This is a genomic window from Rheinheimera salexigens (genome assembly GCF_001752395.1).
Lineage (GTDB): Bacteria > Pseudomonadota > Gammaproteobacteria > Enterobacterales > Alteromonadaceae > Alishewanella > Alishewanella salexigens.
Map to the genome: position 1 here is coordinate 2201317 of NZ_MKEK01000001.1, position 15376 is coordinate 2216692.

Annotated in this window: 16 protein-coding genes; 5 read left to right on the forward strand and 11 right to left on the reverse strand. The window is 41.7% G+C overall.

What is annotated here, in order from left to right; genetic code table 11:
- The first annotated feature begins 89 nt into the window (after positions 1-89).
- The 4 genes from bepA (at position 90) to BI198_RS10075 (ending at position 2973) form a co-directional block, all read left to right on the forward strand.
- On the forward strand, positions 90-1538 hold the full coding sequence (bepA, locus tag BI198_RS10060; RefSeq protein WP_070049437.1) for a beta-barrel assembly-enhancing protease: 1449 nt from the start codon (positions 90-92) through the stop codon (positions 1536-1538).
- Between the two features lie 71 nt (positions 1539-1609).
- Complete coding sequence (gene arsC / locus BI198_RS10065) at positions 1610-1957, forward strand: arsenate reductase (glutaredoxin) (protein ID WP_070049438.1); 348 nt, start codon at positions 1610-1612, stop codon at positions 1955-1957.
- Positions 1954-2526 (forward strand): NAD(P)H:quinone oxidoreductase, encoded by a 573-nt coding sequence (gene wrbA, locus BI198_RS10070; RefSeq protein WP_070049439.1) that lies wholly within the window; start codon positions 1954-1956, stop codon positions 2524-2526. Before arsC ends, wrbA begins: the two co-directional genes overlap by 4 nt.
- Before the next feature lie 27 nt (positions 2527-2553).
- Positions 2554-2973, forward strand: coding sequence for a DUF2069 domain-containing protein (locus BI198_RS10075; protein WP_070049440.1), 420 nt, complete (start codon positions 2554-2556; stop codon positions 2971-2973).
- A 76-nt stretch (positions 2974-3049) separates the two neighbouring features.
- On the opposite strand, the gene queE is transcribed toward BI198_RS10075, so the two are convergent.
- Positions 3050-3715 (reverse strand): 7-carboxy-7-deazaguanine synthase QueE, encoded by a 666-nt coding sequence (gene queE / locus BI198_RS10080; RefSeq protein WP_070049441.1) that lies wholly within the window; start codon positions 3713-3715, stop codon positions 3050-3052.
- A 113-nt stretch (positions 3716-3828) separates the two neighbouring features.
- On the opposite strand from queE, the gene queC reads away from it, so the two are divergent.
- Positions 3829-4488 (forward strand): 7-cyano-7-deazaguanine synthase QueC, encoded by a 660-nt coding sequence (queC, locus tag BI198_RS10085; protein WP_070049442.1) that lies wholly within the window; start codon positions 3829-3831, stop codon positions 4486-4488.
- An 83-nt stretch (positions 4489-4571) separates the two neighbouring features.
- On the opposite strand, the gene BI198_RS10090 is transcribed toward queC, so the two are convergent.
- From BI198_RS10090 to tkt, 10 genes are all read right to left on the reverse strand, one after another.
- Complete coding sequence (locus BI198_RS10090; protein ID WP_070049443.1) at positions 4572-5831, reverse strand: tetratricopeptide repeat protein; 1260 nt, start codon at positions 5829-5831, stop codon at positions 4572-4574.
- 1 nt (position 5832) lies between these two features.
- Positions 5833-6450 (reverse strand): energy transducer TonB, encoded by a 618-nt coding sequence (locus BI198_RS10095; protein ID WP_070049444.1) that lies wholly within the window; start codon positions 6448-6450, stop codon positions 5833-5835.
- A gap of 2 nt (positions 6451-6452) precedes the next feature.
- A complete protein-coding gene (locus BI198_RS10100) occupies positions 6453-6857 on the reverse strand; it encodes an ExbD/TolR family protein (RefSeq protein WP_070049445.1) in 405 nt (134 codons plus the stop codon).
- A 12-nt stretch (positions 6858-6869) separates the two neighbouring features.
- Entirely contained in the window at positions 6870-7397 is a 528-nt protein-coding gene (locus tag BI198_RS10105) for a MotA/TolQ/ExbB proton channel family protein (protein ID WP_235605303.1), read from the reverse strand.
- On the reverse strand, positions 7397-8764 hold the full coding sequence (locus BI198_RS10110) for a MotA/TolQ/ExbB proton channel family protein (RefSeq protein ID WP_070049446.1): 1368 nt from the start codon (positions 8762-8764) through the stop codon (positions 7397-7399). The genes BI198_RS10105 and BI198_RS10110 overlap by 1 nt, the downstream gene beginning before the upstream one ends.
- Before the next feature lie 6 nt (positions 8765-8770).
- On the reverse strand, positions 8771-9541 hold the full coding sequence (locus BI198_RS10115; protein WP_070049447.1) for a DUF3450 domain-containing protein: 771 nt from the start codon (positions 9539-9541) through the stop codon (positions 8771-8773).
- A gap of 246 nt (positions 9542-9787) precedes the next feature.
- Complete coding sequence (gene fba, locus BI198_RS10120) at positions 9788-10852, reverse strand: class II fructose-bisphosphate aldolase (protein ID WP_070049448.1); 1065 nt, start codon at positions 10850-10852, stop codon at positions 9788-9790.
- Positions 10853-10913: 61 nt separating this feature from the next.
- Positions 10914-12098 (reverse strand): phosphoglycerate kinase, encoded by a 1185-nt coding sequence (locus BI198_RS10125; protein ID WP_070049449.1) that lies wholly within the window; start codon positions 12096-12098, stop codon positions 10914-10916.
- A 15-nt stretch (positions 12099-12113) separates the two neighbouring features.
- Positions 12114-13127, reverse strand: a complete 1014-nt coding sequence (gene epd / locus BI198_RS10130; RefSeq protein WP_070049450.1) for an erythrose-4-phosphate dehydrogenase — start codon at positions 13125-13127, stop codon at positions 12114-12116.
- 110 nt (positions 13128-13237) lie between these two features.
- Positions 13238-15235 (reverse strand): transketolase, encoded by a 1998-nt coding sequence (gene tkt / locus BI198_RS10135; protein WP_070049451.1) that lies wholly within the window; start codon positions 15233-15235, stop codon positions 13238-13240.
- Positions 15236-15376 lie beyond the last annotated feature (141 nt).

Sequence of the window (15376 nt, forward strand, 5' to 3'; positions counted from 1 at the left end):
CATAGGCTATGGAACTAATAGCAAAAACACTTGCCATAGTCTGCAACTAACATTCTACACATCATACTGGAACGGCTTAGGCATCACTCATGAAATTAACGGCAGTATTCAAACCTTTGATCCTTTGTTTGTTGGCAGCAAGTTGTTATACCTCTACAGTGCATGCCTATGGTGGCTTACCTGATCTGGGCGGTAATGGCTTTAGTGTTCTAACACCAGAGAAAGAAAAACAGCTTGGCGATGTCATGATGCGACAAACCCGAGGCAGCTTGCCTATGGTATACGATCCATTAATGGACGAATATATTAATGCTTTAGGCAACCGCATGGTAGCGCGCGCCAATGATGTTAAGTTTCCCTTTAAATTTTATTGGATCCAAGATAAAAACATTAATGCTTTTGCCACACTTGGCGGCAATATAGCCTCACATACCGGCACTTTAGCCATTGCCGATAGCGAAAGTGAATTTGCTTCTGTTATTAGCCATGAAATTGCCCACGTTACTCAACGCCATATAGCACGCTTTGTTGAAGCACAAAGTCAAAATGCCCCACTTACCTTAGCGGGCTTATTAGCCGCTATTGTTATTGCAACAGTGAATCCAGAAGCAGGTATGGCTGCTATGGCTGCTACCCAAGGTGCCGCGCAGCAAAGCGCTATTAACTTTACTCGTAGTAATGAGCAAGAAGCAGACCGTATAGGTATGCAAGTCATGGCTGATGCTGGCTTTGATCCTTATGCAGTCCCTGATTTTTTTCGTAAACTTGCCGAGCAAAGCCGCTTTGTTAATCAACAATTAGCCTTTTTACAAACTCACCCGTTATCACAAAGTCGGGTCAGTGATACTCGATTACGGGCGGAGCAATTTAGCAAACGTTTTATCCCTGACAGTCAAGATTTCAGCTTAATAAAAGCTCGGGTATTAGCACGGTATCAATATGACAAACAACATAGTGAAACCGTATTTCTAAAAAAATTAGGCCAACCTGGTGGCAATACTAAAGCTAACCAATATGGCCTTGCAATTGCCCTTTTTGATAATAACAAGCTAGATGAAGCTAAAAAATTAATCGAAAAATTGCTGCAAGATGATAAACATAACCTTTATTATATCGATGTATATACGGATATTTTAATAGCGCAAGGCGAATATCAACAAAGCTTAGATATGCTAGAGCAGCAGTATTTATTAAGGCCTAACAATCAAGTCGTGACGTTAAACTATGCCAATGCCGCATTAAGCGCCAAAGCCTATCGTTTAGCGATACATTTGTTAAAGAGCCTATTGTTTTACAAAGATGATAATATACTAGCGTATAGCATGTTAGCCGACGCTTATAAAGAAATGGAAGACTTGCCCCGCTTCTATGAAGCGCGAGCTGATTTAAGTTATCAATTAGCCAATTATCCCAAAGCAATTGATAATATTGACGAGGCATTAAACTATTTACAGCCGGAAGAAAAGCTGGAAGCGCGACGTTTAGAAGCTAAAAAGAAACAATTACAAGCAGAGTTTAGCCGTTTACAACGTATGTAAGGCTAATTAATTACTCGTTGATTACTCATTAATTAATCATTGATTAAAAGTACCTATATAGGAATAATTTAATGCTCACTATTTATCATAATCCTCGCTGTTCAAAAAGCCGTGAAACGTTAGCCCTAATTAATGATAGTAAATTAGAAGTTGAAGTTATTGAATATTTAAACACGCCGCCTACCGTGGATCAGCTAACGATTATTCTTAGTAAGTTAGGTATCAGTGCCCGACAGTTGTTACGCACTAAAGAGCCTGAGTATGCTGAATTAGGCTTAGCGGATACCACATTGCCTGAAGCCAAAATTATTGCCGCCATGGTTGCTCATCCAAGATTGATTGAACGCCCTATTGTTATTGATGGTGATAAAGCGGTAATAGGCCGTCCCGCGACAAATGTTTTGAACTTAATCGCATGACCACGAAAGTTTTAATTTTATATTATTCCCGTCATGGATCGGTGACAGCCTTGGCGGAAAAAATAGCTATCGGTGTGCATAAAGGCCATGCTGAAGCTTTGATTAGATGTATACCACCACTCGATCAGCAGCATGAGTGTAAGCACCCTATTGTCACCATGACTGAACTAGCACAATGTGATGGCTTAGCTTTTGGTAGCCCGGTTCGTTTTGGCAATATGGTTGCTGACGCTAAAGCATTTTGGGACAGCACAACAACGCTGTGGATTAAAGGTGATTTAATCGATAAACCCGCTGGTGTCTTTACGTCTTCGGGGAGTCTGCACGGAGGTAATGAAGCTACCTTACTCAGTATGAGCTTGCCATTACTGCATCAAGGTATGTTGTTAACCGGCATTCCTTATAGTGAACCAGAATTGCACCAGACTCAGTCTGGCGGCACACCTTATGGCCCTAGCCATGTTAGTGGTCACCATGCTGATGCAAATCTCAGTATTGAAGAACAACGACTGGCCATTTCTTTTGGTAAACGCTTAGCTCAGCTCAGCACTGCTCTTAAACATAATTAAGCTTAATAAATAGGTAAGTAATTTAATATGACTGTATCTGCCAAGGTTGCAATGGCGCCTCGCACGGCATTATATCTTTTGTTAGGTCGTATCGGTTTTTTCGGTCTGTGGTTATTGCAACCACTGTGGATCCTATGGATAGCTCCGCCGGTATTAGGCAATCAATATGTCTTGCTCGTATTGATGTGGCTACCATTATGGTTGCCGCTTTGGGGAATTCTTAAAGCCCATGCTTATACCATGGCTTGGGCTAATTTTATCGTGATGATTTATTTTCTCCATAGCCTTACAAATCTATGGGTTACAGACGGGACTAAATTTATTTTATCGGTAATTGAATTGCTATTAGCCAGCTTAATGTTTATTGGTTGTACTTATTACGCTAGAAATAGAGGTAAAGAGTTAGGCCTTAGAATTCCAAGATTAAAAGACGACCCACGCCAGTAATCCTTAGCAAAGCTAGCCTAGGTAAATGTTAAACCATACTGGGCTGGCTTTGATTAGATGGTGTTTATTTTAGTACTTAGCTAATACCAAGGTATTTATGTACCTGCACACTCAAACGCCAATTGTGTTTAGTACACATGGCAATGGCCAACTCTGTCGCTCGCCGTTGTTGACTAATTGGCTGTAAGTAAATTAATTTATCACTAATATTGGTGTCTACAAGTAAAGCAATTAATTCATCTACATGCTTTTCCATGGCCACTGGGTGTTTAATTTCATCAGCGCGATCCAAAGCGCTTTGTAACACTTTATAACCACCCGCCATATTTACTTTAGGCGATACGGTAACCCAGGTTTTAGCCGGCGCTTTAATCTCAAAGGTACCACTAGTTTCAATTTGCGTGCTGTAACCATTATCATGTAACAACTGACATAATGGTATTAAATCGTACATGCAGGGTTCACCACCCGTAATCACCACATGTTTCGCTTGATACTCTTGGTTTTTAAATAAATCAAGAATTTGTTCGGCCGTTTGCGATGCCCAGTGCGCCGTCTCAGCCGTTTTAGCAACTACTTGTGTAATCGACTGCGATAACTGCGGATCTATGTGCCAAGTTTGTTTGGTGTCACACCAGCTACAACCAACAGGACAACCTTGTAAGCGTATAAAAATAGCGGCAATACCGGTAAAACTACCTTCACCCTGAATGGTCTGAAAAATCTCGTTAACTTTATACACTTTATCAATAGCCCTTTAGCCACTACTTTAATTACAGTACAATGCGCGGTCCGAGCTATTGTGCTGGACGTTATCACCTAATCTAAAAGCTATTATACAAGAGAGAGTCTGCTATGCCGAACAAAGTTGTGGTTATTTATTCCGGTGGAATGGATTCATTCACTGTTTTACACAAGGCGTTACAAGCAGGCCATGAAGTTTACGCACTTTCGTTCAATTATGGCCAGCGGCACGTTAAAGAGCTTGAATTTGCCAGCTCTGTCTGCCAAGAATTAAATATTAATCATAAAATTGTTGATATTTCTGCTATTAATCAACTACTTGCTGGTTCATCTCTTACTGATGATATTGATATCCCTGAAGGCCATTATGCCGCTGACAATATGAAATCAACAATAGTACCTAATCGCAATATGATTTTACTATCGTTAGCTGCCGGTTATGCCGTGTCTATAGGCGCAGATCAAGTTTACTATGGCGCCCATTCTGGAGATCATTTTATTTATCCTGATTGCCGGCCAGAATTTGTACAAAAAATGCATGATGTCTGCCAAATCGCTAACTATGAGCCCATTGCCATTGTTAGCCCCTATTTAACCCAAACTAAAATAGAAATTTTAGCCGATGGTATTAAAATGGGTTTAGATTACAATAAAACGTGGACTTGCTATAACGGCAGAGAAAAAGCTTGTGGTAAGTGTGGTTCATGCCAAGAGCGCTTAGAAGCGTTTAGCTTAAATAATGTGACCGATCCTATCGCGTACGAGGTCTAATTTAGTTATAGCTGACAATAAACATATTTTGTTAGTAAGCCACTGAAAACTTAAAAAAAACCCCACTTACGTGGGGTTTTTTATTAAAGACTAATGCCTTTTTGTTTGGCTTTATCTTTGATATAAGATTCCCAGCCTCGCACTTGGCGTGACATATTCGGATCTTTTTTCGCATTCATCAATGCAGCGTAAGCTTCTTTATATTTCTTTTGGTAGAAATAAGCATCTACTAAACTCATATAAACATTGCTTGGCTTATCTACATTCATCGATAACGCTTTATCAAATGCAGCAATAGCTTCATTGTAACGTTGTACAGATAAGTAAGCTGAACCTTGACGACGGTATGCTTCAGCATCATTAGTAAGTTTTGCAACTTCACCATAATACTCAGCCGCTTTTGCAAACTCACGAGACGCTTGATAGTTATTGGCGATAAAATTTAAATTAGTTTTATCAGCTTTAACTAAGCCACTCTTAACATTCGCTTCCATCACCTTAGCGGCTTTAAAAGGAATATTATTGTTTGCATACATTTGCGCCAACATTCTAACTTCAGAATCTTTCTCAAGGTAACCTTGAGTATGGGCTAAATGTAACGTCGATAATGATTTGCTATATTCTTCTGTCAACGTATAGAAGTTGCCTAAGTAAACCCAAAACTGCTTATTCTCAGGGAATAACTCAACCATAGTTTCAACTACAGCAACAAGCTCTTTATAACGCTTAGTTTCATATAACGCGGCCATTTTTAACTGATAAGGGCCTGCAATAGGTTTATCAGCAAAACGTATTGCATCATCTGCTGGACCGATCACTTTAGCGTGTTGGTCCATCAAATAATAAGCGTTAGCTATGCGCATATAGGCTTCAGCATTTTGCTCACCGGTAAACATTAACCATGCTTCATAAGCATTAATAGCTTTTTGATATTGCTTATCTTGCAATAACATATCGGCTAATAAACGCAAAGATGATGCCTGATCATTAAACACTAATGCGTCAGGCTTCACGGCTAAGGTTAAATACTGGATCGCTTTCTTTTCATCTTTAGTTGCATAAAGATTACCTAAAAAACGATTCAAGGTGGCGCTATCAAACTCATTGCTCGATTTGGTATCTAATAGAACAGCAATCGCTTCTTCAACTTTTTCTTCATTATATAAATCAAAAGCTTTAACTAATTGCCGTCCAGTACGTTCACCGACGATTTGAGTTTTACGCGCTTTACGCTCTTCTATTTTAGCTAAATCAGGCTGTACTGCTGAGTGAGCAGGTAAGGCAACACTGCCCATAACTGTTAACACAACAAGTGCAGAGGTAAGCTTTTTAAAATGATTCATACTAACCTCCTGCCATATCTAAAGTGAAGTCGAGCTGAACTTGCATACCAGGTTGCTTCATTGGTTTACCGTCAACCACTTTAGGGCTGTACTTCCAACGACGCAACGCACGGATAGCTTCGCGATCGAAAACGCGACGTGGTTCAGCATCCATTACTTCTACATCATCGACGCTACCGTCTTCCATGATGCTAAAGCGTAATTTAACCCACCCTTGCAAGCCATCACGAGCAGCTTGTACTGGATAACGAGGCTCGATACGTACGATGGGTGTTGCTTCACCGTCGCGCATCATACTCGATGGGTCACCTAAACCAGCATTAGCATTACCTAATGATAGGCCTGGCATATTGAAACCAATAGCACCAGCTGCACTTGTGGTATCAGGCTCTGGCTGAGGCGCTTTTGGCGGCTGAGCCGGAGGTGGTGGCGGTGGTGGCGGTGGTGGCCGCCGCACCTGTGTATCTGAATCAGGCGGCGTAGTGTTAATTTCAATAACAATACGCTCTTGTTGATTCGCCTTACGCTCACCGGAACCTTTAATTAGGAGCGCCATAATCAGAAACAACAGGAACGTTACCACTGCACCGATTATTAACGATGTTAGGAAACGTGCCATAGTTACTTAGTCTCCCCAGCTATACTGATGATTAAACGGTCATCAGCTGCTTTTATCTGATCCATAACTTCCATTACTAAACCGTGTTTTGCTTCTTTATCGGCTTGAATAATGATGGTATCAGTTGGTGATTCAGCTCTTAAGCGCTCAATGTTTGCAGAAACCCGCTCTACATCTACCGCACGCTTGTCCATCCAAATCTCGCCGTTAGGGCGTATTGCGATAAAGATAGTCGCACTTGGCTTTTTCTGCGCCTGAGCAGAATCAGGTTTATTCACATCAATACCTGCTTCTTTAACAAACGAAGTCGTTACGATAAAGAAGATCAACATTATGAATACAACGTCCATCATCGGCGTAATGTCGATTGATGCCTCGTCGTCCTCACGAATACGTTTACGTGCCATAAAAAGTTCTCTTTAGTGATGCGGTAAGCTATCAGTTAGTGCGGCTTTTTCCCGCTTAACTTTTGTATCTAACCGCGCGCTGAAAAATACGCCAGATATTGCTGACACCAAACCAGCCATGGTTGGGATAGTTGCCATTGATATACCTGTGGCTAATGTTCTTGGGTTACCTGTACCTTGAGTTGCCATAATATCAAAAACAGCAATCATACCGGTAACAGTACCTAATAGACCAACCAGAGGAAGCAATGCCACTAACATCTTTATCAACAACATACGTTGTTCCAATTTGTCTGAAGCTTCAGAAATCCACGCATCACGGATTTTATGAGCATACCAAGACGTAGTGTCCTGTCTGGCTTCCCATTTCGCAATAATTTCCTGTTTAACTTTAGGAAAAATTGCTTTTAGGTACCAGTAGCGCTCTATCATCAATACCCACATGACGAAGAGTACTAGGGCGACTAAATATAAAACGTCGCCACCTGTATGAATAAAATCCTGTACAGATTCCCACAGCCCTATTAGCTGGAGCATCATTAGGCTTTCTCCTTCTCCGCGTGAGCAGCAACAATACCTGCAGCTTGCTCATCTAACACGTGTAAGATTGATTTAGCTTTACCAGAGATTATTGAGTGTACAAATAATAATGGGATTGCTGCAATCAAACCTAGCGCTGTTGTTACAAGAGCTAAAGAGATTGAACCGGCCATTAGTTTTGGATCACCTGTTCCGTATAACGTAATTTGTTGGAACGTCTGAATCATACCGATAACAGTACCTAATAGACCTAATAACGGTGCTACGGCTGCAAACAGTTTGATTAAACCAATACCGCGTTCAACTTTTGGTATTTCACGTAATATAGCTTCGTCTAATTTTAATTCTAAGTTTTCAGCATCAACGTTTTTATTGTCATGGTAAACCTTCAGGATACGACCTAATGGGTTAGCAGATGACGGTTTAGCTAAATTTTTCAGCTGTGAACGGATTTTGCCACCAATCATACTTAAAGTAACAAAGCGCTCTAGGCCTAATAAGATACCTAAGAAAAATACGAAAGTGATGATATAACCAACTTCTTCACCAGCTTGATAATATTCAAACAGTGTAGAACGTTGTTGGTTTAAGCGTAATAAGCTGTTGCCTTTAGTTGGGTCAACATACAAACCAGCTAATTCACCAGCAGAGGCTTTATCAAAATTCGCAACAGAGTTGTGAATTTTTGATTGAGGATTACGGCCTAAAGGTTGAATTTGGTCAGTATCTTTGTTTAATACTAAGTATTCACTACCCGTTGTTAGGTGGAATGTACCAAAACGAGTAACACGTTTCGTTTCGCTACCGCCGTCTAACTTAACTACTTCAGCGTCAAATTTAGAGATTTTGCCTGACTCGTTCATTTCAGTCAGTAACGCCATCCATAAATCTTCCATCTCACCTAAATTAGGTAATTCGGTTGCTGCTGCAATAGTACGTAAAGGCACATCGCGGTCTGGATATTCAGCACTGACGATTGAAGACGTGATAGTACCAATTGATTGGTTAGCACTTTGTCTTACGACACCAAATAACTCACCCATAGTACCTAGGGCACTTTCAAGTTCTTGCTGTTTCTGAGCAATTAACTGATCGTTTTCTTGGAACTTTTTCTGCAAGTTTGTTCCGCGAGTTTCTTCAGCAGCTTGTTGTTTTTTAGCTGTATTTAGTAACGATTGTTTATCTGAACGCTCAGATAAAAATTCGCGCTCACGCTCTTGGTTTACACGGCCTTCAACAGTCCGTTCTTTTTTAATTTGTTGTAATAACTGATCCAGCTTAGCGGTATCTGCGGTAGCATTGAATGCAATACCAGCAGAAAGCGTCAGTGCTGCAGCAGCTAACATAGTCTTCATTGCTTTATTCATTTAATATTACTCCGCAGCAAAAAGTGGTACACGGTCCATTTCAAGCGTAGCTTCACGACGAGCCATCTTGATGAACTGAGTTACAGAATTCAAATATTCTGCTGGTAAACTTTCCCAGCTTGATGTTTGCTTATTCCATACCCATGCTGCTTTACCATCTAAAGATGAAGCCATTAGAGCTAAACGACCGACATGCACGTAGTCAACAGTAATATCTTGACCTTCAAACTGTAACGTACCTTGGAAAGACGCTAATTCTGAACCGTAGCCCATTTCAATGCTATAAGCTTCCAAGATTTGACGATATTGCTCAGATAACTGAACATCTGAACGACTCATTACTTCACGTAGTTTTTCTACGCGATCTAAACGACGTTCAGTGCGTAGAGGCATATCCGCTTTCACGAACTCTTCTAACGCATCTATCATCCGGAACATTAATGGCACAGTACCTTTACGCGTATCTTCTAAACCATCGATTTGACGCTGTAAGCCATTTACTTGACGCTGCTGGTCGGCAACTAAAGTAGCAAGAAAGTCATTATAAACTTTCAGGTTCTCAGTTTGGTCAACAACTTGGCGATACTCACCAAGCAATTCCTGAGTTTGCTCATAAATTGTATTAATTTTTTCTTGTGATTGCACCGCGGCGCGTTGGATCTGACGACCTTCTTGATGCAAATCTTTTAAATCTGTAGCAAAAGCACTGCTAGTTAAGGCGAAGGTGCCTACTAGCGCTGATGCAACAAGACTCTTGCGAATTTTATTGTTAGACATAGTTCCCAACCAATTATTGCTGATTAACGTAACCTGAAGTTGTAAGGGTCTCATTATTATTTCTGATAATAAGTCCCTCGGTTAGAGGGTAAACCGTCCGCATCATTACAGGTAAAAAAGTCATTGTCAATACAACTTCTACCTGACTATAGCCTGTAATAACGCAGTTTGTATAAGGTTTAGCACCTAATTTTTACACTATTAAAACTTATTAATTAATTTGCAAAAGCATATTAATTTTTTTGCTTACTTTATATTCGGTGTTAATTTACCTGTTGTGTATAAAGTAACCATATCATCCAGTGAAACTGGTTTGATTTTACTTGCATTGCCCGCTGAACCAAAAGCTTCATAACGGTTAATACATACTTCCATCATAGCTTCTACTGAAGCCTGAAAATATTTACGTGGATCAAATTCCGCTGGGTGATGCGCCAAATATCGACGAATTGCGCCAGTTGAAGCTAAGCGTAAATCGGTATCAATATTGATTTTACGCACACCATACTTAATGCCTTGTTGAATCTGCTCTACTGGCACACCGTAGGTCTCTGGAATTTTGCCACCAAACTCATTAATTATTGCCAACCAATCTTGTGGCACTGACGATGAACCATGCATTACCAAATGGGTATCTGGAATACGTTGGTGAATAGCTTTAATCCGATCAATCGCTAAAATATCGCCTGTTGGCGGACGACTAAACTTATAAGCACCATGCGAAGTACCACAAGCAATCGCTAACGCATCAACTTGGGTATCGCGAACAAACTGTGCCGCTTCTTCTGGATCTGTAAGCATTTGTTCTTTAGTTAAAATACCTTCAGCACCAATACCGTCTTCTTCGCCCGCTGTTCCCGTTTCTAATGAACCCAAACAACCTAACTCGCCTTCGACTGACACACCACAAGCATGCGCTATTTCAACAACTTTGCGCGTTACATTCATGTTGTAGTCGTAATCCATAGGTGTTTTGCCGTCTTCACCCAAGGAACCGTCCATCATGACAGATGAAAAACCTAATTGAATAGAGCGCTGACAAACACCTAAAGAGGTACCGTGATCTTGATGCATTACCACTGGAATATGTGGAAACTCTTCTACTGCAGCTAATATTAAATGACGTAAAAATGGTGCGCCAGCATATTTCCGAGCACCAGCAGATGCTTGCACAATCACTGGGCTATTGGTTTTATCTGCAGCCAACATGATGGCTCGCATTTGCTCTAAATTGTTAACGTTAAATGCCGGTATACCGTAGCTTTGCTCTGCAGCATGATCTAGCATCTGACGTAACGAAATAAGGGCCATAGAATCCTCTCTGTATTGTTTAAAGTATAGTCATAAAATGACTATTATCTATTAGTTATATTTATGCTTGTTTTATCGCACGCTGTTCTAATATCTCGACTGCTGGCAATTTTTTACCTTCTAAAAATTCTAAAAATGCACCGCCACCTGTTGAAATATAAGACACTTTGTCAGCAATTTGGTATTTATCTATTGCCGCTAGGGTATCGCCACCACCAGCAATAGAGAAGGCATTACTATTTGCGATTGCTTCGGCTAACGCTTTAGTTCCAGCCGAAAACTGTTCAATTTCAAAAACACCTACTGGACCATTCCAAACGATAGTGCCAGCATTATTAATTATTTCAATCAATTGCTGTACGGTATCAGGGCCAATGTCGAATATCATATCGTCTGCAGCAACATTGTTAACCGTTTTTAACGTTGCAGAGCTAGTTTCACTAAACTCAGTGCCGACAATAACGTCTTTCGGTACAGGTATCGTTGCTCCACGTTCACTCGCCTGGGTCATTAAACGTTGCGCTTCTGCCACTAAATCGGCTTCATATAACGACTTACCGACATTATTGCCTTTAGCCGCAATAAAAGTGTTGGCAATGCCACCGCCAACTATTAGTTGATCAACAATTCCTGATAACGACTCTAGCACTGTCAGTTTAGTCGATACCTTTGAACCGCCTACTATGGCCACTAACGGCCGTTTTGGTGCTTTTAACGCAGCAGATAAAGCATCAAGCTCTGCGACTAACAGTGGGCCAGCACAAGCAACAGTGGCATATTTCGCTACACCATGGGTTGACGCTTGCGCGCGGTGTGCCGTGCCAAAGGCATCCATAACAAACACATCACATAAAGCTGCAAGCTTTTTTGCTAGTTGATCATCGTTGGCCGCTTCACCTTTATTAAAGCGCACGTTTTCAAATACAACAACTTCGCCGGCATTAATCGTCACGCCGTCTAAATAATCTGTCACTAACCGTACCGGAACATTTAACGCTTGATTAAGGTAGTCCACTATCGGTTGTAATGACGCATCAACTGAGAAAACGCCCTCTTCTGGTCGGCCTAAGTGCGACATCAACATCACTTTGCCGCCTTTTCTTAAGGCTAACTCTATGGTGGGTAATGCCGCCTTTATACGCGCATCTGAACTAATTTTGCCAGCTTTAATTGGCACGTTTAAATCTTCGCGGATCAACACCCGTTTATCGTGTAAATCCAAATCACTCATGCGAATAACAGACATGAACTGCTCCTTATATTAAATTGTATCCATCATTGCTTGTGCTGTATCAAGCATGCGGTTAGCAAAGCCCCATTCGTTATCGCACCAGACTAAACATTTAACTAAACGCTTATGGCTGACTCGGGTTTGTGACCCATCGACAATACAAGAATGCGGATTATGATTAAAATCTACTGAGACTAAAGGCTCTTCGGTGTAATCTAAAATACCGGCTAATTCGCCATATCTGGCTTGAGCTAAAGCTTGATTTATACTGCTGATACTAACGTCTTGATGCAGGGTGACACTTAAATCCATCGCGGTAACGTTTACCGTTGGCACGCGCACAGCTATCGCTTCAAATCGGCCAGTTAAATGTGGCATAATCCGCTCGATTCCCCGAGCTAATTTAGTATCAACCGGAATAATAGACTGACTTGCCGCACGAGTTCGGCGTAAATCGGTATGGTAGGCATCAATAACTTGCTGATCATTCATCGACGCATGGATAGTGGTAATAGTGCCGCTTTCAACGCCAAATTGCTGATCCAGCACTTGTAGTACGGGTACGATACAATTAGTTGTACAAGAACCGGCAGAGACTATTCGCATGTCAGCCGTTAGTAATTGCTGATTAATACCATAGATAATAGTGGCATCGATATCCGCATCGCCAGGATGAGAGAATAAAACTTTTTTGGCCCCAGCATCTAGATGCCATTGGGCATGCTCCCGGCTATGAAATACGCCTGTACACTCTAATACAATATCAATATCCAATTCTGACCAAGCTAACTCTGCAGGATCCGCCTCTGAAAATAAGCGGATAGTATCCTGGGCAACCTTAATACCACCTTGTGCAGCACTCACTTCAAAACCAAAACGACCGTGTGAAGTATCATACTTAAGCAAATGAATGACACCTTCGACAGCGGCAAGCTCATTTATTGCAACCACTTGCAACTGTTGCTGCAAGCCATTTTCATATATTGCTCGCACAAGATTGCGACCAATACGGCCAAAGCCGTTTATTGCTAGTCTAATTGCCATACCATCACATTTTTAAATAGTACTTAGAACATAGTACTTAAAACTTAGTGCTTAAAACAAAAGCACATACAAAAATGGGACCATCGCTGATCCCATTTAAGGCATATTATTTAAGCCAATAACTGCTTTGCAGCTGCAACAATATTGTTAGTGGTAATACCAAAGTGTTTAAATAACTGCTCTGCAGGCGCAGACTCACCAAAGCTATTCATACCAATGATTTTGCCATCTAAGCCAACGTACTTATACCAACAGTCAATGCTTGCCGCTTCAACTGCAATACGCTTAGTGACATTAGCTGGCAATACGCTTTGACGATACTCAGCACTTTGTTGCTCAAAAGCATCAGTCGATGGCATTGATACCACACGCACGGCTACGCCCTGCTCGCTTAATTGTGCGGCGGCTTGCATAGCAAGCTCAACTTCAGAGCCAGTACCAATAATAATTAGCTCTGGCGCAGAGGTGCTATCGAGTAAAATATAACCGCCACGCTTGATATTGGCTACTTGTGCAGCGTCACGAGGCTGCTGTTGCAAATTTTGCCGACTAAAAATTAATGTGCTGGGTCCCTGTGTACGTTCAATGGCAGCTTGCCACGCTACGGCCGACTCAACTTGGTCACAAGGACGCCAGTTAATTAAGTTAGGTGTTGCACGCAATGCGGCTAATTGCTCTACCGGTTGATGAGTCGGACCATCTTCACCCAAACCAATCGAATCATGGGTATAAACAAAAATTACCCGTTGCTGCATTAATGCCGCCATACGCACCGCATTACGGGCATATTCCATAAACATTAAAAAGGTTGCGCCATACGGGATAAAGCCACCGTGCAATGCAATACCATTCATTATTGCTGACATACCGAATTCACGTACGCCATAATAAATATAGTTGCCGCTAGCATCAGTAGGCGTTAACCCTTTAGAGCCAGACCATATGGTTAAGTTAGAACCCGCTAAGTCAGCAGAGCCGCCCATAAATTCAGGTAAAATAGGACCAAATGCATTTAACGCATTTTGTGAGGCTTTGCGACTAGCAATATGCTCAGGATTAGCTTGCAACTTGTCGATGTAAGCTTGAGAAAACTCGGCCCAATTCGCCGGTAATTCACCGCTGATACGACGGCTAAATTCAGCCGCTAACTCTGGATACGCCGCACTGTAGCTGGCAAATAATTGCTGCCATTGTTGCTGACGCGCCGCACCTTGCTGTTTGGCATCCCAAGCGGCATAAATATCGGTGGGTATATCAAAAGCAGCATGTGGCCACTGTAAATATTCACGTGTTGCAGCAATTTCGGCATCACCTAATGGCGCACCGTGACAATCATGGCTGCCACCTTTATTAGGCGAACCATAACCGATAACCGTACGACAGCATATTAAGGTCGGCTTATCGGTCACTTTATGCGCTTGTTCAATGGCGTTTTGCACCGCTAGTGGGTCATGACCATCTACATTAGCAATAACATGCCAACCATAGGCTTCAAAACGTGCAGGCGTATTATCGGTAAACCAACCTTCAACTTGGCCGTCAATGGAAATACCATTATCATCCCAAAAAGCAACCAGTTTATTTAAAGCTAAAGTGCCCGCTAACGAACATGCTTCGTGCGATATGCCTTCCATTAAACAGCCATCGCCTAAAAACACATAGGTATGATGATCAACAATATCAAAGTCAGGCTGGTTAAATTGTGCCGCTAACGCTTTTTCAGCAATGGCCATACCCACCGCATTGGTTAAGCCTTGACCGAGTGGACCTGTAGTTGTTTCAACTCCTGGCGCATAACCGTATTCTGGATGACCAGGTGTTTTAGAATCTAATTGACGGAACTGCTTTAAGTCTTCAATGCTTAATTCATAGCCAGATAAATGTAACAGTGAATATAACAGCATCGAGCCATGACCATTTGACAGAATAAAGCGGTCACGGTTTGGCCAGGTTGGATCGGCAGGATTATGCTGTAAAAAGTCACGCCACAGTACTTCAGCGATATCAGCCATCCCCATAGGGGCTCCCGGGTGACCAGACTTAGCTTTTTGTACAGCATCCATACTTAGGGCACGGATTGCATTGGCGAGTTGTTTACGAGGTAGCATCTTCACTCCTGACATTGCTCAGCTTCAGACACTGAAGCTGTTAATTGAAGCCGTTAATTATAATTAGCTATATGATTAATGCGTAAAACTGACGGCATTTTCCCAGAGCCACCCGCAGATGGCAACTTTAAATCTCACCTG